Source organism: Oscillospiraceae bacterium NTUH-002-81 (assembly GCA_032620915.1).
Lineage (GTDB): Bacteria > Bacillota > Clostridia > Lachnospirales > Lachnospiraceae > JAGTTR01.
In genome coordinates, this window is sequence record CP136052.1 from 2,693,398 (window position 1) to 2,712,979 (window position 19,582).

Annotated in this window: 11 protein-coding genes, 3 pseudogenes and 1 CRISPR repeat array; of the genes and pseudogenes, 1 reads left to right on the forward strand and 13 read right to left on the reverse strand. The window is 50.8% G+C overall.

Annotation, left to right across the window (positions count from 1 at the left end; genetic code table 11):
* Nucleotides 1-60: 60 nt before the first annotated feature.
* From RJD28_13355 to RJD28_13410, 12 genes and pseudogenes are all read right to left on the reverse strand, one after another.
* Nucleotides 61-1,437, reverse strand: a complete 1,377-nt coding sequence (locus tag RJD28_13355; GenBank protein WNV57259.1) for an MATE family efflux transporter — start codon at nt 1,435-1,437, stop codon at nt 61-63.
* Nucleotides 1,438-1,612: 175 nt separating this feature from the next.
* A complete protein-coding gene (locus RJD28_13360; protein ID WNV57260.1) occupies nt 1,613-2,971 on the reverse strand; it encodes an MATE family efflux transporter in 1,359 nt (452 codons plus the stop codon).
* 31 nt (nt 2,972-3,002) lie between these two features.
* The gene (locus RJD28_13365) at nt 3,003-5,528 is read right to left on the reverse strand and encodes an ATP-binding cassette domain-containing protein (protein WNV59625.1); all 2,526 of its coding nucleotides are present in this window, start codon (nt 5,526-5,528) and stop codon (nt 3,003-3,005) included.
* 231 nt (nt 5,529-5,759) lie between these two features.
* Complete coding sequence (locus RJD28_13370; GenBank protein ID WNV57261.1) at nt 5,760-7,121, reverse strand: MATE family efflux transporter; 1,362 nt, start codon at nt 7,119-7,121, stop codon at nt 5,760-5,762.
* Nucleotides 7,122-7,360: 239 nt separating this feature from the next.
* Nucleotides 7,361-7,916: a CRISPR direct-repeat array (repeat unit 32 nt; unit sequence ATTTCAACCCACGCTCCCGCGAGGGGAGCGAC).
* 190 nt (nt 7,917-8,106) lie between these two features.
* Nucleotides 8,107-8,397 carry a CRISPR-associated endonuclease Cas2 gene (gene cas2 / locus RJD28_13375; protein WNV57262.1) on the reverse strand — a complete coding sequence of 97 codons (291 nt, stop codon included), beginning with the start codon at nt 8,395-8,397 and terminating at the stop codon, nt 8,107-8,109.
* Between the two features lie 9 nt (nt 8,398-8,406).
* Nucleotides 8,407-9,438, reverse strand: a complete 1,032-nt coding sequence (gene cas1c / locus RJD28_13380) for a type I-C CRISPR-associated endonuclease Cas1c (GenBank protein ID WNV57263.1) — start codon at nt 9,436-9,438, stop codon at nt 8,407-8,409.
* Nucleotides 9,435-10,097 (reverse strand): CRISPR-associated protein Cas4, encoded by a 663-nt coding sequence (gene cas4, locus RJD28_13385; protein WNV57264.1) that lies wholly within the window; start codon nt 10,095-10,097, stop codon nt 9,435-9,437. Before cas4 ends, cas1c begins: the two co-directional genes overlap by 4 nt.
* Nucleotides 10,098-11,009: a type I-C CRISPR-associated protein Cas7/Csd2 gene (gene cas7c / locus RJD28_13390; protein WNV57265.1), complete on the reverse strand. Its 912-nt coding sequence runs from the start codon at nt 11,007-11,009 to the stop codon at nt 10,098-10,100.
* Complete coding sequence (gene cas8c / locus RJD28_13395; GenBank protein ID WNV57266.1) at nt 11,010-12,737, reverse strand: type I-C CRISPR-associated protein Cas8c/Csd1; 1,728 nt, start codon at nt 12,735-12,737, stop codon at nt 11,010-11,012.
* Nucleotides 12,734-13,396 (reverse strand): type I-C CRISPR-associated protein Cas5c, encoded by a 663-nt coding sequence (gene cas5c, locus RJD28_13400; protein WNV57267.1) that lies wholly within the window; start codon nt 13,394-13,396, stop codon nt 12,734-12,736. The genes cas8c and cas5c overlap by 4 nt, the downstream gene beginning before the upstream one ends.
* A gap of 317 nt (nt 13,397-13,713) precedes the next feature.
* Nucleotides 13,714-15,859: pseudogene (gene cas3 / locus RJD28_13405) on the reverse strand (CRISPR-associated helicase Cas3').
* A gap of 49 nt (nt 15,860-15,908) precedes the next feature.
* Nucleotides 15,909-16,685 (reverse strand): hypothetical protein, encoded by a 777-nt coding sequence (locus tag RJD28_13410; protein WNV57268.1) that lies wholly within the window; start codon nt 16,683-16,685, stop codon nt 15,909-15,911.
* Nucleotides 16,686-17,092: 407 nt separating this feature from the next.
* Here RJD28_13410 and hcp point away from each other — a divergent pair.
* Nucleotides 17,093-18,689 (forward strand): annotated as a pseudogene (gene hcp / locus RJD28_13415) (hydroxylamine reductase).
* Between the two features lie 291 nt (nt 18,690-18,980).
* Here hcp and rhuM read toward each other — a convergent pair.
* A pseudogene (gene rhuM, locus RJD28_13420) lies at nt 18,981-19,406 on the reverse strand (RhuM family protein).
* Nucleotides 19,407-19,582 lie beyond the last annotated feature (176 nt).

Sequence of the window (19,582 nt, forward strand, 5' to 3'; positions counted from 1 at the left end):
AAGCATTCTATAGAAAAAGAGAACAGAAGGCATATCATCTTCTGTTCTCTTTTTTTATTCTCATGGTTTTTCACCGGAAACGGCTTTCTCCCCGAACATCCGCCTCATATCCACATGCATGATGTAGTAGTACATGAGCAGCAGCAATCCGCCTGCCAGCACCCAGGCCGCCGGACTTGCCAGGCAGACGCCCAGATAGCTTCTTCTGCGCGCCGCCAGGATCGCCACCACGCCCCGGCCGATGAGTTCTGCCACACCGGCCATCATAGGCAGCAGGCCATAGCCCAGCCCCTGGATGCCGTTGCGGTAAATGTTCACCACCGCCAGCGGAATGAAGAACACGCCGATGCATTTCAGGTAAATGTCCACAGAATCCATGATGAGTTGTACATCCTGAGAAACAAACAGGTACGTCATATATTTTCCCACGGTCATGGCAAAGCCTGCCGCGAGGAAGGCGTAGATTACACCCAGGATCGTGCACGCCCGAAAGCCCTGCCGGATCCGCTGCACCGCCCCGGCTCCCATATTCTGGGCACCGTAGGTCGCCATGGTCGTTCCCATGGCCGCATAGCCCTGGGTCACCAGCTGCTCGATTTTCCCGGCTGCGGTGAACGCCGCCACCAGCGTGGAGCCCAGGATATTCAGGGACGACTGCACCATCATCGTACCGATGGCCGTGATGGAATACTGCAGCGCCATGGGAATGCCCACATGAAGCTGGCTCAGAAGGATCGTGCTTCCCACATGGAAGTCTTCCCGCTTCAGGTGCAGCACCGGGATCTTCGCCGCAATGTAAATAAGGCAGAGCACCCCGGAAACGCCCTGGGCAATGACGGTGGCAATGGCTGCCCCGGCGGCCCCCAGGCCGAACACCACAATGAACACCAGATCCAGCACAATATTCAAAAGCGCACTTAAGATCAGAAAATAAAGTGGGATCTTGCTGTTGCCGATGGCCCGCAAAATGCTGGACAGCAGATTATACAGCATCTGGGCCAGAATGCCGCCGCTGATGATCATGATATACGCATAAGCATCCGCAAAAATATCCTCCGGCGTATGCATGAGAACCAACAGCGGTTTCATAAACAGCAGAAACGAGATTGTCAGAAAAATGCCCACAGCCAGAGACAGGATCCCGGCCCCGGCCACCGTCCGCCGCATGCCGACCATATCCCCAGCGCCGAATTTCTGGGCCGTCAGCACCGTAAATCCGGCGGTCATGCCCACCACAAAGCCAAAAATCAGAAACATGATCGTGCCGGTGCTTCCCACCGCCGCCAGCGCCTGATTACCCACGAATTTTCCCACGATCACGGCGTCTGCCATATTATAAAACTGCTGGAAGACATTGCCGATAAAAATCGGCAGCGTAAAGCTCAGGATGAGCTTCATCGGCTCTCCCGCAGTCATGTCATTCTGTACTGCTTTCATACGTTTCACTCCCGTTCATCTGCGCATCCGTTCCCGGATTTCCGTCCAGTCATCCCCGGTCTGCGCCAGTCTTATTTTTTATGAACGGGAGAAATTATACACGCAAAAATCCCCTGTGTAAATCGGGCAATGTGCTGATATTTTTCTCTTATTTCGGAAATATTTTTACAGCCATTCAGGCGGCTGATCCCTCGTTTCCCTTCAATTTATCCCAGGCCACAAGCCTGAAAGTCCCCCAGATCAGCACCAGCGTGATGGCCCAGGTGATGGGAAATACGATGAACAGACAGGGCAGCGTCCGCACCTGTCGGAAAACCGTCTCCACCCAGACGATGCGGAAAAGGCAGATACCCAGCATGGTCATCAGTGCGGGACGCAGGGAATATCCCATGCCCCGCATAACACCGGCAGGCACCTCATACAGGCCGCACACCGGCCCCAGTGCCAGCACAATGAGCATCCGCTGGCAGGCAGCCTCGATCACGGCCGCCTCTGAGGAAAAGATCCCCGAAAATGCCTGCCGCCAGATGACCAGCGGCGTGTTGACGATACTGTCAAACAGCACCGAGCCCACCAGGCAGAGCACCAGGATCCGTCTGCACCGCTGCCGGTTGCCCGCCGCATAGTTCTGGCTGACAAAGGTGGTCGCCGCCTGCCCGCAGGCGCTGAGGATATAATAGGAAAAATACTCATAATTCATGGAAATGGCACTGCCCGCCACCGCAATGGAGCCAAAGCTGTTCACCGCCGACTGGATAAAAATATTGGCCAGGCAGAACACCGCTCCCTGCAGCCCTGCGGGTAGCCCGATAGACACGATTTTTCCCACAAATTTTCCGGAAAAACAGAGGCTTTCCACAGATAAACGGATCTCATCCGTCTCCCGGATCAGCCACCAGACAACCATCCCCGCAGAAAACAGGGTGGAAAGATCGGTAGCAATGGCAACACCGGCCACACCCAGTCCACACACAATGACGAAAAACAGATTCAGGCCCACATTGATAAAGCCGGAAAACGTCAGGATCAGAAATGGCCTGCGGCTGTCCCCCTTGGAGCGCAGGATTGCCGAACCGAAATCATAGACCAGCAGCGCCGGATAGCCCAGACAGTAGATCCGCAGATACTGCACGGCCAGATCCAGAATTTCCTCCGGCGTGTGGATCAGCACCAGAATCGGTCTGGCAACCACCTGCCCCAGAAGCAGGCCGACCAGTCCCACCGCCAGCGCCAGCACCATGGCGATCTGGATCACGCCCTGAATATCTTTCTTTTCTCCTTTTCCAATACACATGCCCAGCAGCACGTTGGTGCCCACCGCCAGTCCTGCCGACAGGCTCACGATAAATGCCACGATCTCTCCGTTGGTGCCCACCGCCGCCAGTGCCGCGGCATCCGCAAACTTTCCCACCACCGCCGTATCCGCTGCGTTAAACAGCTGCTGCAGCATACTGCTGGCCGCAATGGGCAGGGCAAACCAGAACAGTTTTCCCGCCAGCGGCCCGTGGAGCATGTCCACTTTTGTATCTCTCATCAAAACTCCCTCTTCTCTCCAAAGATCATTTTCACAGCCGCAGGTATTTTCCCGTCACACTTTCTGGATTCTTTCGGATCTCCTCCGGCGTTCCGGCAGCCACGATCCATCCACCGGCCTCTCCGCCGCCGGGCCCCATATCGATCACATAATCCGCATTGGCGATCACATCCAGATCGTGCTCAATGACGATCACGGTGGCGCCATTCTCCACCAGCCGGTCAAACACCTGCAGCAGCGTCTGCACATCCAGCGGATGCAGGCCGATGGTGGGCTCGTCAAACACAAACACCGACGTATCCTGCTGTCGCCCCATCTCCGATGCCAGTTTCAGCCGCTGGGCTTCCCCGCCAGACAAGCTGGGCGTCGCCTCCCCCAGCGTCAGATAACCAAGCCCCAGATCCTCCAGCACCTGCAGCCGCTGCCGCACAGTTTTCAGATCCTGGCAGGCTTCTTTTGCATGCTTCACATCCATGGCCATCAGCTCCGGCAGCGCATACAGCGCCCCGTCAGCATTTTCCCGCTTTATCTCATAGGCCTCTTTCCGATAACGACTTCCCCGGCAATCCGGGCAGGGGATGTCCACATCCGGCAAAAACTGCACATCCAGGCTCACCACGCCGGTGCCGTCGCAGGTGGGACAGCGCAGGTTTCCCGTATTATAGGAAAAAGCACCAGCTGTTGTTTTTCGTTCCCTGGCCAGCGGCAGTTTTGCATACGTTTTTCGCAGCTCGTCATGGACGTTGGCATAAGTGGCAACCGTGGAACGGACGTTGATGCCGATGGGTGCCGCATCGATGAGTTTGATCTGCCGGATGCCCTCCGCCGTCACACCGCGCACATGGGGCGGCAGCGGCTTTCCCTCCAGCGCCGCCGAAAGTCCCGGGATCAGGCTTTCCAGAATCAACGTCGTTTTGCCCGAGCCCGACACGCCGGTGACCGCCGTCAGCCGCCCTTTGGGAATGTCCACCTTCAGCGGCTTCACCGTGTGGATGGCCGCCGTGGACAGATGGATGGCGCCATTGTCAAACATCTGCGCCCGCAGTATCCGGCTTCGCACCTGCACCGTTTTCCCTGCCAGGAACGGCCCAATCCGGGAAGCCGGATTGTCCGCCACCTGCGAAATCGTTCCTTGGGCAATGACCTGGCCACCGTCCGCCCCCGCTTCCGGCCCCATCTCCACCACCCAGTCTGCCTCAGACAGGATCTGTACATCGTGATCCACCAGGATCACTGAGTTGCCGTCCGCCAGAAGATCGCGCATGACACCTTTCAGTCCCACAATGTTGGACGGATGCAGACCGATGGAAGGCTCATCCAGCACGTACAGCACGCCCGTGGTGCGGTTTCGCACGGCACGGGCCAGCTGCATCCGCTGCCGCTCTCCCGTGGACAGGGTGGACGCCGCTCGATCCAGTGACAGGTAACCAAGTCCCAGATCCAGAAGCCGCGCCGCCACCCCGGCAAAAGAATCGCAGATGCTCTCCGCCATGGGCCGCATTTCCTCCGGCAGTGTCTGTGGCACGCCAGCCACCCATTCCACCAGATCCGAAAGGGGCATCTGGCACACCTCGGCAAGGCCCAGTCCCCGCACCTTCGGCTCCCGGGCCCGGGCAGACAGACGGGTGCCGCCGCAGTCCGGGCAGACCCCTTCCTTCAGAAAACGCTCCACCCGCTTCATACCCTTCTCATCCTTCACCTTTGCCAGGGCATTTTCCACCGTATAGGTGGCATTGTAATAGGTAAAATCCATCTCTCCGGCCTGATTGGTCGTCTTGGATTTGTAAAAAATATGCTTCTTTTCCGCGGGGCCGTGATACACGATATCCCGCTCTTTCTCCGTCAGTTCCCGAAAAGGCACGTCCGTACGCACCCCCATGGCCCGGCACACATCCGTCATCAGCGACCACATGAGAGAACCCCAGGGTGCCACCGCCCCCTCGTCAATGGTCAGCGATTCATCCGGCACCAGCGCCGCCTCATTCACCGTCCGCACAATGCCTGTGCCGCTGCACGTCCGGCAAGCCCCCTGGCTGTTAAACGCCAGCTCTTCCGCCGACGGCGCATAAAAATGTACCCCGCACACCGGGCACACCAGATCATGCCCCGCCGCCACCCGCAGGGACGGCTCCAGCACATGCCCGTTTGGGCACCGATGGTGCGCCACCCGGGAAAACAACAGCCGCAGGCTGTTCAGAAGCTCCGATCCTGTCCCAAAGGTGCTGCGGATCCCCGGCACCCCCGGCCGCTGATGCAGTGCCAGCGCGGCAGGCACGTACAGCACCTCATCCACCTGGGCCTTCGCCGCCTGGGTCATCCGCCGACGCGTGTAGGTAGACAGCGCTTCCAGATACCGGCGGGAGCCCTCTGCATACAATACGCCAAGCGCCAGGGAAGATTTTCCCGAGCCCGACACCCCCGCGACCCCCACGATTTTGTGCAGGGGAATATCTACGTCAATATTTTTCAGATTGTGTACATGGGCATTCCGAATGCGGATTGCCCGGGGCTCTGCCCCCTGTTCTGTTTCTTTTTCCTGTATCTGTTGTTCGTTCATTTCTGCCTCGTATTCTTTTTCATGATCCAATTCGCTGTTTGCTCCATCTCGCAAACCCGCACAACCTTGCTCTACGCACATTATACATGATCACATTCACCGTTCATTATATCACGAACCCGCGCTATCGCGCTCTATTGCCTGCTACGCAGGCTGTTCGTTCACTTATGGCACAAGAAAAGTAAATGCCATCTCCGATGGCGCTTCTTCTTTTCTTTTGTGCTTATTATATCACGAACCCGCGCTATCGCACTTGATTGCCCACTGTTTTTCTTTGCGCTTCTCCACCAGAAACCAGATGATGCACAATACCACCTGCACGATGGTGGAGGATGGTGTCGCCAGCCCGATGGTAAACAGTGTTGCCCCCGGTCGGCTGCTGAACAAAAACGCCAGCGGCACACGGATGCCAAACGCCCCCAGAATGCCCTGGATCATCACAAAACGGGTGGAGCCGATACCGTTGAAATATCCAACAAAGCAGAAATAAAAGCAGGTCAGCAGACAGTCGATGGCATAGGCCTTCAGATAATCCGCACTGGCTGCGATCACCGCCGCGTCGCTGGCAAAAATGTAGGACAAAAGATCCCCCTGGAAAAATGCCAGGTAAAACATCACCAGTGCACACACCAGCGACAGCCCCATGGCATAAAACAACGACCGGTGCGCCCGCTCATAGCAGCCCGCGCCGTAATTCTGCGCCACAAAAGCCGCCATGCCCTGCATAAACGCAGACGGGATCAGCATGAGAAATGCCACCACCTTCTCGGCCACGCCCACCCCCGCGGAGGCACTGACACCCAGCCGGTTCACGATCGCCAGAATGATCATAAAGGAAAGCCCCACCAGAAAATCCTGCAGCGCAATGGGGAATCCCAGTCCAATGATCTTGCTCACATTCTTTTTTTCAAATCGGATCTGTTTTCCGGAAAAAGAAAAGGGCAGCGTCTTTTTCCGGATCAAAACAAAAGAAATGCCCACACTCACAAGCTGTGCAAACACTGTAGCAATGGCCGCGCCTGCCGCCCCCATATGAAAACCGGCCACCAGCAGAAGATCGCCGAAAATATTGCAGACACAGGCAATGGCCACCGTCACCAGCGGTGTCCGGGAATCCCCGATGCCGCGAAACACACTGCCGATCAGATTATAAGCAATGATCACAATGGAACCGGCCCCGCAGATGCGGATATACGCCACCGTCCGGGCAAATGCTTCCTCCGGCGCATTCATCACGCCGGCAATCCCGCCAGCTGTCAGAGGCAGCAGCACCGTCAGGCATACGCCGATCACAAAAAACAGCAAAATACTGTTGCCAATGATGTCACCGCCCTTATGCGGCTTCCCCTCTCCCAGCGTCTGTCCGAGAAAAATCGTCGTTCCCATAGAAAAACTCACCAGCAGATTCGTCAGCGTTGTCATAATCTGAGAACCCGTTCCCACCGCGGACACATCCACCGGCGTACCAAACTTTCCCACCACCAGCAGATCCACCGCGCCGTACATCGCCTGCAAAAACAGCGCTCCCAGCACCGGCGCCATAAATCCCAGCAGAGATTTCATAATATTTCCTTTTGTAAAATCACTGGACATCCTTCTTTTCCTCCTGTAAAAAACGGGCTGAACAAGAGAAAGCGAAACGCCTTCCATCTTATCCAGCCCGTTATTCTTCTATAACAAACCCTCCGATGAAACCCATATGCAGTTGAAGATTTTTGCTAAGCAGTATTATAACGCTATTGCTCACCAAAATGCAAGACTAAGTTCCTGAAAAGCTTTTTTATCCTCTTGCTTGTTCATGTGAAAACAATAACCTGTAAAATTGTCACCTGATTTCGATCCGCGCTCCCACGAGGGGAGCGACCAGTAACCGGGTATCCATATATCCAATATACCATATTTCAATCCGCGCTCCCGCGAGGGGAGCGACGTGCTGGGAATAGACATTGACATGCCGACATTTCAACCCACGCTCCCGCGAGGGGAGCGACTCACTGGGCTAATGATTTTATTAACGACCCAACCATTTCAACCCACGCTCCCGCGAGGGGAGCGACTAAAAACAACCGAGTTAGAGTACAACCCAATCATTTCAACCCACGCTCCCGCGAGGGGAGCGACCTATCCCCCTGGCCGGTCAGCGACTGGCGCCGGATATTTCAACCCACGCTCCCGCGAGGGGAGCGACTCTGGGATGGATGGTATCCCAGATACTGCAATTTAATTTCAACCCACGCTCCCGCGAGGGGAGCGACAAAATGTGTCACAGGTGCCGCAGGTCACCACGGCCATTTCAACCCACGCTCCCGCGAGGGGAGCGACAACCTTTACGGGGTTTTATTCCGGCGGCGAAGCCATTTCAACCCACGCTCCCGCGAGGGGAGCGACTGCAAACCTGACCGATTTTTCTTATGGCCAGCCTTGCATTTCATAACATATCACAATCTTTCCTGCATTTCTCTATGAAATTACGTTCTTGTGATCTGCTATCTTTGTTTTTTGTACATATTTTCCGGTGCGAATCTCCCTGGCATTTTTTGTCCGCTTGTGATTCGCACCACATTTTTAATTACAGTTTCTAAAGGATGAGTACATCGTCCTGTGCAACGCCTCTGTCCACACCGACGTGTTCTACTTTGGTCTGGTATTTGTTGCCCAGATAGTAGAATCTGAGACTGTCCACGTCCTCGTCTATGATTTCCGTCAGAATTGCTTTGAGCGAAATCATCTGCGCATTGTCTACAATACATTCAAAAACAGAGTTCTGTACTCGTCTTCCATAATTTACACATTGCTTTGCGACCTTGCGCAAACGCTTTTTCCCGGCAGCGGTTTCCGTATTTACATCGTATGTGATCAATACCAGCATTTTTTCACCTTATTTCCACAGGAATACCGGATATCCATCCAGATCGCCTCTTAAATATCGCGCCAGCAGCATGGCCTGCACATAGGGGACCATTCCCCATTCTACCTTTTCTTTCAGATAGGGATGGGTAATCACTTCTTTTTTCTTATTCTGCCATTCTGTCAACAAACGCTTTCTCGCATCCTCATCCATTAGCACCGCACCGTTTTCTTTACAGGTGAAGTTTTTTGCCGTAACAATTTTTTTATTCACCAACGACAGCACAAATCGGTCTGCCAGAACGGCCCGCAGCTCTTCGATCAGATCCAGGGAAAGCGACGTCCGGCCCGGGCGGTCGGTATGCATATAGCCTACATAAGGATCCAGCCCTACCGTTTCCAGTGCAGAGGTAATCGTATTGGTCAAAAGTGTATACACAAACGACAGCATGGCATTCATGGGATCCAGCGGCGGCCTCTTGTTTCTCCCGGTAAAGGAAAAATCCTTTTTCTGCTGCAAGATCAGTTCATCAAAAACGCCAAAATATACACTGGCAGCCTCTCCCTCATAGCCCCGGAGCTGCTCCATGGATGAACTGTTTCTGATCCATTCCAGAGAATTCTTCAGATATACGGAAGCATTTTTTACACGTTCCGCATCAATCTGCATGCCATGATCCCGGATTGCCCGCTCCAGTACCCACCTTGCATTGTACACTTTCCCCGTGATACAGTTTTTCGCAATTTCCAGACTGGTCTGCGCGTCTTTACTGCTGGTATACTGCTGTTCCCGCAGAAGCACATTTCCTTTAATCTTCCCGGAAACACGGGCGAGAAATTTTCCCTGCGGCGTAACGTAACAAAGAGAAATATTTCGATGGGCACAGGCGCCCATCAGCGCAGGGCTTGTCCCTCTGTACCCAAAAGAAACGATGCCTTCCAGATTGTGCAGCGGCACCCGTCCTTTTTCTGTTTCCCCTTCATAAATCACGATATTTTCACCATTTAAGGAAAGATAGCTGTTCTCAGAGGTCACATATAGCGTATTTAATAATTTTTTCATGTTTCCTCCTTCAATGCCTGTTCTATGTACGTTTTGACAGAAACATTTCTTCCCAGTTCCGGGAGGCAGATCTCCTTTAACGAACAGGCACTGCATGCTTTTTGATATTTTACCTTCGGCGTATACCCGCGGTCATAATATTGATGCATTTCTTCCAAAATATCGGCCACTTCTTTTCTTAACTGTGCGGAAATCGGCACAATTTCCCTGCGCCTTGTCTCCCCATAGAAAATGGCTCCTTCCGGAATGTCTGTGGAAAACATTTCCTCCAGACACATGGCCTGGGCCGCCAGCTGCAGATGATCCTCTTCCGTCTCTTTGGGCTTTCCTTTCTTGTATTCCACCGGATAAACATGGTATAACCCCCGGTGCCCATGCAGCCGTATCCCGTCTTCCACCCGTTGAAATTCCACGATATCACATTCTCCGCTGACACCCAGCGTTCTGGAGGATACCGGAAGCGCCCGCGTGATGATGGTATCTTTCCGTTTTTCTGTGAGATAGGGATCATGCGCCTTTTTATGCATCAGTTCTCCGGTCACTGTGTGGACATTTTCTGCCCACTGCTGTTCAATGTGGATCAGCGCCCACTGTCTTCTGCAAAATTTGAAATGCTGTATCCCTGATATCATCAGATATTTGTCTTCCGGGTACTCCATTTAAATCATCCTTTTCACTTTCACCGAATCCGGGATTTCCTCTTCATGAAGGGTTACCGTATAGTCCTGATATTTTCGCGGATAAATAACCTCGTCCTTTTTCTTCACCTCTACAGCCTCAAACAGTTTGTATGCAGGACAATCCCCCAGTTCTTTGCTGTGTTTGAACACGATCAGTTCCCGCACTGCCATTTTTCCCCGTGCCGCAGAATGATCGTTTTCAAACATATTGATGATCGCATCCCACAAAAGGGCCAGATCCTCCTCTGAAAATCCCGTTGTTTTGCGGGCCAGATTGGCAGAAACGTACCCTTCCACCCGATACAGCCCGTAGGGCACAATGGTTTTGCGTCCCATTTCTGTTTTCTTATTTTCCGCAGCCGTTTCCGTGGTGATCGCCACTCTTGTGATCGTCACTTCCTGGCTGATGATCGGATCTATGCTTCTGGCAAAGCCAAGCTGCACCGGCCCTCTTACCTGCCCGCAGTTCAGAGAAGCTTTTACAAAAGTTGTCATAACTGCGCCAAATGTCCGGATATCATAAAAATTCTGACACATATAATCCCGCAGTTTCCGATCCGCATCCGGGTCATTTTTCTTCAGTTTTTTCAAAGATTCCGTCACTTTTTTCTCATCTGTATCCTGCACGCCCAGCGCCTCACAGGCTTCTCTGTCGCTTCTGTTCAGCGGAATATCTTCCCGGATATAAATCTTATACCCGGGTTCGCCTTCTTTTACCGTCTCCACGTAATTGCGGATCTTGCGTTTCAGGCAGACATCCGTCACCAGCCCCAGGCCGCTTTCCGGGTCGATTCTCGGCATATTTCCCGCGTCCGGATCCCCGTTTGGATTACCATTTTCCACATCAAATAAAACAACAAACTCATATCTGTTTTTGATCGCCTCGCTCATTTACTTCTCCTCCTTTTTCTCATAATTTTTCTGCATCTGATGATAATAACCGATATTGAATTTTCCCTGATCCTCCAAAGACAGCCGCTTGGGAAATTCACTGAATTTGCACATCAATTCCGTTACTTTCTGTTCATAATGGATTTTAGCACCTACGCTGTCCCGCTCTATTTTTCGAAGATGGCTGTTCTTTAATTTCAGCAGAACAGGAAATACAGAAGCCGGTGTCGCACAGGCGGCGTTAAAATACCGATCCCGAATGGTCGCTTTGATATCGCCGCTCGCCCGCTTCTGAATGAACTCCAGAACGGCAAATAACCGTCCAAGCACATATGCAACCTCCTGACTTTCTTCTCTGCACTCCATATACGCTTCTCCTTCCTTCCAATCATAATTGCGAATCAGATATGCCTTATCAATGGCTGCCCGCCCCCAGGTGACATTTCCCTGTTCTGCACGGATACGTATGATCGTATTCGTGTATAAGCTGGCCGGATACCGGCTGCCGGAAACGATCGCTTTCAGTACCGCCACCGACATATTGGAAACCGGTTTCTTATCCCGGGATTTCTGATTCGCCGTCTGATCCAGCATGTCCTCAATGCCCAGATATTCCTTTGTTTCCCACGCCGGTTTTATCATTTCCATGCGGTCGTAATGCGCAATGATATTTTTCAAAATGTTGCCAAAAGAATTCTCATAAAAAAATCGAACAGCCAGTCTGGCCGCATTTGGCGCAATGCCCATAATATAAAACTTCTGTTCCGGATCCAGCGCTACCTCTTTATAATTGATATACCCGTCATTTTTGATGGATTGAAATACCCGAATCACATCCTCCTGATTATCGCCCGGCGGATCAATGGCATCCCAGAAAGCCGCCGGGTATTCCTCCCTGGCGCTTTCCGCCCAGCAGACGATCATCGTATCTCCGATCTGCTCAGTATACTCCCGATGGGAAAGCAGATCATTCAATGCTGTTGTATAGGCGTATTCCGCATATTTTCCCACCGGCGCATTATAGCTTTGTGCCTTCCCGTAAGATTCAAAGGCCGGCGCATTGAAAGAAACCAATGCAGCACCGCTGGATTGTGCACCCGGAACCCCTTTGATGGTTCTGTGGATTCTCGCGATGGGAGTCCGTTCTCCGGTCACAAGGCAAATCCCCTTCTCCTCGCTTTCTCCGTCTTCCACCTCTTCCCAGGCCCGTTGAATTGCCGCATCATCCTGTGCATCTTGCGTATCCATGGAAAACACCAGATTCCCGCCTGCCGTCAGTTCCTCCCATTTTTCCAGAACTGCCGGATTTTCTTTTGCTTTCTGCGGATCCCATTTCTCAAAATGCGCACAGACAGCCCGCGCCATCATACTGTCTGCGCCTTTTAAAATCTCCAGATGCTTTTTCTTCGCTGCCAGAAAACAATCCTGCGCTCTTTTGTCCGCTGGATCAGCGTCGATCCCCAGCAAATACTTCGCATTATCACAGAGGAAATTGGCAGATATGCCGGAAGAACGCGGCACCATTTCCGGTACACGCAAAGTTTTCGGTTCCCATCTTTTCCTTTTGCCTTCTCCCTTTTCCTCTCTCAGGTCAAAAATTGCCTTTATATCGCCATCCGCACGCAATTCTATTGCATAGGAAACTTTCGCCTGGCACCATCCCGGTGTCGATACCTTCCCCTCTTCCGCCAGCCGCTCATAGTATTCTTTCAGCGCCTGTAAAATCATCGAATCACCTCACAGTCCCGCAGATCCAGCACGCCTTTCTTCATCACCGCCCGGAAAAACATGGGCTGTATATCGTTCGGATCACTGTAGTCCATATCATACAGCATCAGTCCCAGATCCCGTTCTTCCACATCAGCATAGGCCGTCGTGATCTCGCTCGCCTCCCACAGACCAAAATGTGCCGGAAATTCCCGGCAGCCAAAATAGGGCATGTGATAGCATTCTCCTCTTTTCAACCGTCTCATGATAATATCCTTAAACTTTCCCGGATTGTCCGTGGCATTGGCATGCACCGTCATTTCAAAATGCGCCTCGATCACATATTCCACATCACGCAGCAGGACGGAGGCCCGCTGGACAATATCGTTTTTTGTAATAATCCCCAGTTCTTTGTCCGCACCGTTGTATGCCTGTAACACATTGGCTGCTGATATTTTGCTCTGTACTTCATTTCTTCGGACGCTGGTAAACCGGATCGGCTTTCTTACATAAATCTTATCAATATGCCAGCGCAATCCTGGATGCCAGTAGATGGCTTCCAAAATGCCCCTTGCCGCGGATGGCGTCATCACGTCATAGGAATATCGCTCCACCTTTGTCTCCGGGCGGGTAAATAATGCATAATCTCCCCAGACTTTTACTTTGACTCCAACGCTCATGTTCTCACTCCTTTCCGTTGTATTTTCAGAATATTTGTTTTATACTTATGGTATTGAATCATTTTATCAGGTATAGCTTGTTTATATTTCTGATAATATCATACTTTCTCTTCGTTTACAATATATAATTTTTACTTTCACTGAAATTTATATTGATTTCATATATTAGCTCTGATATACTTTAAAAGTCAGGAAGCCCTCCATTCCTGTGGATTGAAATAGTGACAGTAACTATTACCCAACCGATAAACAGCAGCAAGAAAAAACGCTCTCTGCCTTTCTCTTACTGCTGTTTGTCTTTTCCCCAATATTCTCTTTTACATATACAACGCCATTCCTGTGTCTATATCCAGATCCAGCCCGCATTCCATGGAATATGCCTCCGGGTTTTCCAAAATATAAAAATCTTTGGTGCCTTCGACATATTCTGCCATCGACCGCAACATCCCTGCATCATAGATTTTATCAAACTCTTTTCTGTAAACATTGACACAGTACTGCCCGGCCTTTCGCATACGTGCTTTTGTAAATCCCTTTATTTTTCAGCTCCTCTAAAATGGCTTCCGCCTCTTCATTGAAACTGACAAAAACCGTCACGGTATCCTCTTCTATGAGGCGGAATTCCCTTCCCACCTTTGCAAAATGATAGTCTCTTCTTCGAAATTCCTCCAAAATATGTTTTTTGTCCAGACTGTCCCCTTTTATATGATACAGCATCTGAAAATAGCTTTCTATACACTGCAGATCATCCAGCTTCTTCTGATCCCCCAGCAGCATTCTTGCGACATCAATCTGCTGCCTTTGCCCGGGCACATATTCCTTCTCATCCAGCTGAAAAATATACACAGAGCTTTCCGCGGCAGGATTTTTCCCTTCCCGGTTGCATCTGCCAGCCGCCTGTATCATAGAATCCACTCCGGCCAGCTGCCGATATACCGTGCGAAAATCAAGGTCTACGCCCGCCTCCACCAGACTTGTGGCAATCACAACGCACCTTTTCTCATCTTCTAGGCACTGGCGAATCTTCTGCAGTACTGCTTTTCTGTGCCGGGGACACATACTGGTAGATAAATGATACACGCCTTCTCCCTGCAATTCCCGGTAGAGCTTCTGTGCACGTTTCTTCGTATTGACAATACATAAAACCTGATATTCTTCTTTCAGCCGTTCCAGAAGCTCCTCTTCTCCCAGTGTACCTGCATTTTTGTAAGTAACACGCTGCAAAAAGGCGAACTGCTCTTCCAGATCCGGACAGAGCTCTATTGGCTTTTTCTTTACAAAAAAAGAATCCAGCGCCGGCTGCGTTGCCGTACACAATACCGCACTCACCTCATACATATTGATCAGCTCTTCTATCATTGCCACACAGGGTTTCAGATAGTCGTTCGGCAACATCTGCGCCTCGTCAAATACGATCACACTGTTTGCGATGTTATGAAGCTTCCGGCACTTTGAAGACTTATTGGAAAACAGCGATTCAAAAAACTGTACATTTGTTGTCACCACAACCGGCTTATCCCAGTTTTCCGCCGCCAGCTGCATCGGTTTCAGTTCCTCCGAATCTTCATAATCCACATTGCAGTGATTTTCCAGAACATTTTCTGCCCCCAGAATTTCCCGGAACACCTGCGCATTCTGCTCGATGATGCTCGTATACGGCACCACGTAAATGACTCTGCGCATATGATGCTTTACTGCATGCCGCAGGGCAAACGCCATAGATGCAACCGTTTTTCCGCCTCCCGTTGGCACCGTCAGGCGGAAAAGCCCCTTATCCAGGCTTCCCCCTTCCAAACAGGCATTTAAAATCGCCGTTCTTCTGCCATTTACCGTATGTAAATCCGTCTCCTTTTTCCATTTGGCCACGTAAGCTTCCAACTTTTCCAGAAGAACCTCCATAGATTCTCCCTGTTCTCTTCCTGTATCTCCATTTTTCATAAACTGCTCTGTATCAAGGAAATCCGCATCCACCAGACAGGAATACAGCATTCTGATAAAAACACTCAGCGAAAAATCCGGATCGACACATGCCCGGGCATCAAATGGCGGCCCACCGACTGACGGAATCTGTACTTCCGTCCGATAAGCCCCATAATCCTCCACCTTCTTTTTCAGTCGGCCGCTTAATGTTGGCGCAGATGCCCGATCCGCCTGATTTCCATAATCAGGAAGCCCTGCGTGATGTCCGGCAATACAATAACTCATAATCGGATAAAGACCTTTATGGTCTTTACAGACCTGTGCTCCTGCTGTTGCATGGTCTACCATTTCCGTTCCATTGGTTCTGATCTTATGCTGAAATGCAGCGGAATATTTGCCAATATCATGCAGCATGCCGCAGCAATATCCCCAGTCATACTTGCCAAATGCCTCTGCAAACATTCCCGCAAGCGCAGCGGTTCCCTGTAAATGATCCAGAAGGCTTTGTTCCCGATCCTCCGTCATATGCGCTATGTATTTCACAAAAATCACGCCCCTCTGCTGTTTATGATCTGGCTTTATTCTATCGTTTCTACACCAAAATAGCCTTCTTCCCTGCAATCATATTCCTCACAGCTTCTACTTCCTTATCTGTAGCCGCTGCGATCTGCTCCGCCGAAAAACCATTCTTGTACATTTTCAGGATAATTCCCGCTTCGCCTTCCGCACGACCTTCTTCACGGCCAATCGCAATTCCATCTTCTTTTATTCCCTGACTCAGGTTACACATAACATCCACATCCTTTCGCAGATTCTCTTCTATCGGAATATCGTATTCCTGTCCCATGATATTCAGCTTTTCCTCACCTGTCAGTTGTTTTGACAGCAACGCGCCCAACAACCGGTGCAGTTCATAGGTCTCATCATGTTCCGGCAGCTCCTTAGCCAGACCGATCATAATAATATGCAGCAAATCCAGATTTCCTTTCCATACATATCCACCGATCACCTGATCTTCCACCAGATGCACATGGCACATACTGTTTTCATCCATATTCATACATATCCAGATCGAATACACCTGCCTCAGATCGTCATAATTGGAATTTTCAAAATCCCGTTCTTTCTGTGACGAAATCAATCTGCTGCCATAAAAAACAATATCAAACCTGACCAGTCCTTCGCCCAGTTCTCCATTTTCTGTGTTAAAACCAACGATTCGCTGACCATTCGTTTTCTTTTTCTGATTCGTAAGCCCCGGCTCTATGGACACTGTGCTAATCTGCGGTGTCCCCTCGATGTATCCGATCACCTCACCATGCCGCATGCCCTTAAATGCATCGACCGTCTTTACCAGAATGTGAGCCAATATCCATTTCTGTCCCAGCAGGCGTTTTTCGCTTGCATCATACTGCGCCTCTTTGTCCGTGCCCCCACTGCATTTTTCAATTCCGTGTTCAAAGTTTTCCCCCCTTTTGTTGTGCGAAGTATCTTCTATAGATATCGCGCTCTGCCAAAAGGTATCCAACCATATCTATATTATAACTTACGCGTTTTGCCGAAACAACTGCATTTTACATGCGATGCAGCCGCACCTTCATCAAATTTCTGTTGCAAAATTGGATCGATAAGCAGGATTTTGAAAAATTCACCAGGTCTTTTTTCCGTTGGAAATCCAACAGATTTATGGAACTTCCCACACTATAATAAAAACGAAAAATCAAGAAACACTGTTATTACTATTTGATAAAAATCAGAAGAAAGCGAGGATTTCTTATGGATCACAATATGTTTTGTTTTCAGTGTGAACAGACCGCAGGCTGCTCCGGCTGTACAGGAAAAACAGGCGTCTGCGGAAAAAATACCGATGTGGCAAAGCTTCAGGACGAGCTGACCGGCGCGCTGATCGGGCTGGCGCGTGCGTCCTATCACGCCCCGGGCGCTAACGACCACACCTGGCGTCTGATGATCGAGGGATTATTTACCACCGTCACAAACGTAAACTTTTACGAAAAGACTGTAAGGGAAATGATCGACCGAGTGCATGAGGAAAAAGAACGGCTGGTGCCAAACTGTTCTTCCTGTACCTCTGTGTGCGGGCAAACCGATGATTATGATTTGGAAAAAGTGTGGAATGCGCCGGAGGATATCCGCAGCCTCAAATCACTCATCCTCTTCGGCGTGCGCGGTATGGCGGCTTATGCGCACCATGCCCTGGTTCTGGGGTATACCGATGAAGAGTTAAATCATTTCTTTGCGAAAGCGCTTTTTGCGGTGGGCGAAGACTGGGACATGGACGAACTGCTGCCCATCGTGATGGAGGTTGGCGAGAAAAACCTCAAATGCATGGCGCTTCTTGACCGGGCAAACACCGAGACCTACGGCACCCCCACACCGGTCACCGTTCCCCTGACCGTAGAAAAAGGGCCGTTCATCGTGATTTCCGGTCACGATCTCCACGACCTGAAACTGCTGCTGGAGCAGACCGAAGGCAAAGGCATCAACATCTACACCCACAGTGAAATGCTCCCTGCCCACGGGTATCCTGAACTGAAAAAATATCCGCATCTCAAAGGCAATTTCGGTACGGCATGGCAGAACCAGCAGAAGGAATTTTCAGACATTCCCGCGCCGATCCTGTTTACCACCAACTGCCTGATGCCGCCCCACGCAAGCTATGCTGACCGGGTATTTACCACCGCTGTGGTTTCCTATCCCGAAATGACCCACATCGGGGAGGATAAGGACTTCACACCGGTGATCGAAAAGGCACTGGAACTGGGCGGATATCCCGAGGACAAATCATTTACCGGCATCAACGGCGGCAGCACTGTGACCACCGGTTTTGCCCGCGGCACCGTACTCGGTGTGGCCGACAAGGTGATTGAAGCGGTAAAATCCGGTGCGATCCGGCATTTCTTCCTGGTGGGCGGCTGTGACGGTGCACGGCCCGGCCGCAACTACTACACGGAATTTGTAAAACAGACGCCGCCAGACACCGTGATCCTGACCCCTGGCCTGCGGCAAATACCGGTTCAACGATCTGGATCTGGGCACCATCGGCGGTCTGCCCCGGCTGATGGATGTGGGACAATGCAACGACGCTTACAGCGCCATTCAGGTTGCCGTTGCCCTTGCAGACGCCTTTGGCTGCGGGGTAAACGACCTGCCCCTGTCCATGGTGCTCTCCTGGTACGAGCAGAAAGCTGTGTGCATCCTTCTGACCCTGTTGCATTTGGGCATCAAAAATATCCGCCTCGGCCCCACACTGCCGGCGTTCCTTTCTCCCAATGTGCTGAACTATCTTGTAGAAAACTTCGGCATCGCTCCCATCACCACACCGGAGGAAGACTTAAAACAGCTTCTGCACTGATCATAAATAGCCCCCTGCCACAATGGCAGGGGCGCTTATCTCCTTGAAATCAATCTCTTTTTTTATAAGTATCCGATAATATGCTCAACACAGCTTAAATGGCATTTTCTCGTATGCCATCACACATTGTCCAATTCTCGATTGGATATTTTATCTTCTCTATCTTTGCAAGACATTATTTCTTCGCCTTTCCTTCCAATTCCAGCATATACTTATCAAAGTCGGACATGAATAATCTGTCCTGAATGACACGGTATTTTTCAAATTCTGTCTCGGCATGAAGCTTTGCAATTTCAGCCATTCATCATCCATGACCCAGCCTTTGATGGTGTAGTCCTTTGCGATTTGATTTACCCATTTACGGAACTGTACCGCCCGCTCGGAATTGACCTTGAAACCTACAGCAATGATCATTTGAAGGCTATAGTGCTTGGTATCACGTGTCACCTGGCGAGAACCTTCGGTTTGAACTATCCGGAAATTCCGGATAGTTGAATCCTCCTCAAGCTCTGAATCAGAATAAATCTTCTTAATATGCTCATTGATTGTACGAACATCCACGTCATACAATGTGGCCATCATCTTCTGTGTCATCCATATATTTTCATCCTCGTAGCGCATCTCTATACTCTCCTGCTGATCACCAACAAGGGCAACATAGGTCAGGTATTCCGCTGCGCTGGAATGGATGGTTATTTCATCTTTTTTCTTTGCCAAAATAAGATTTCCTCCACCTCTATAATGATTCTATTTTTGACAGATGCCACATACTTTTATCAATCCAGCTAACATCTATATTTCCCCACTTTTACAAGAACATAATAAGCGGTTGACAAGTGGTAGACAAAATCGCTGTTTTGAAGTCTTGTTCGCTTACGCTGATTCCAATTCTA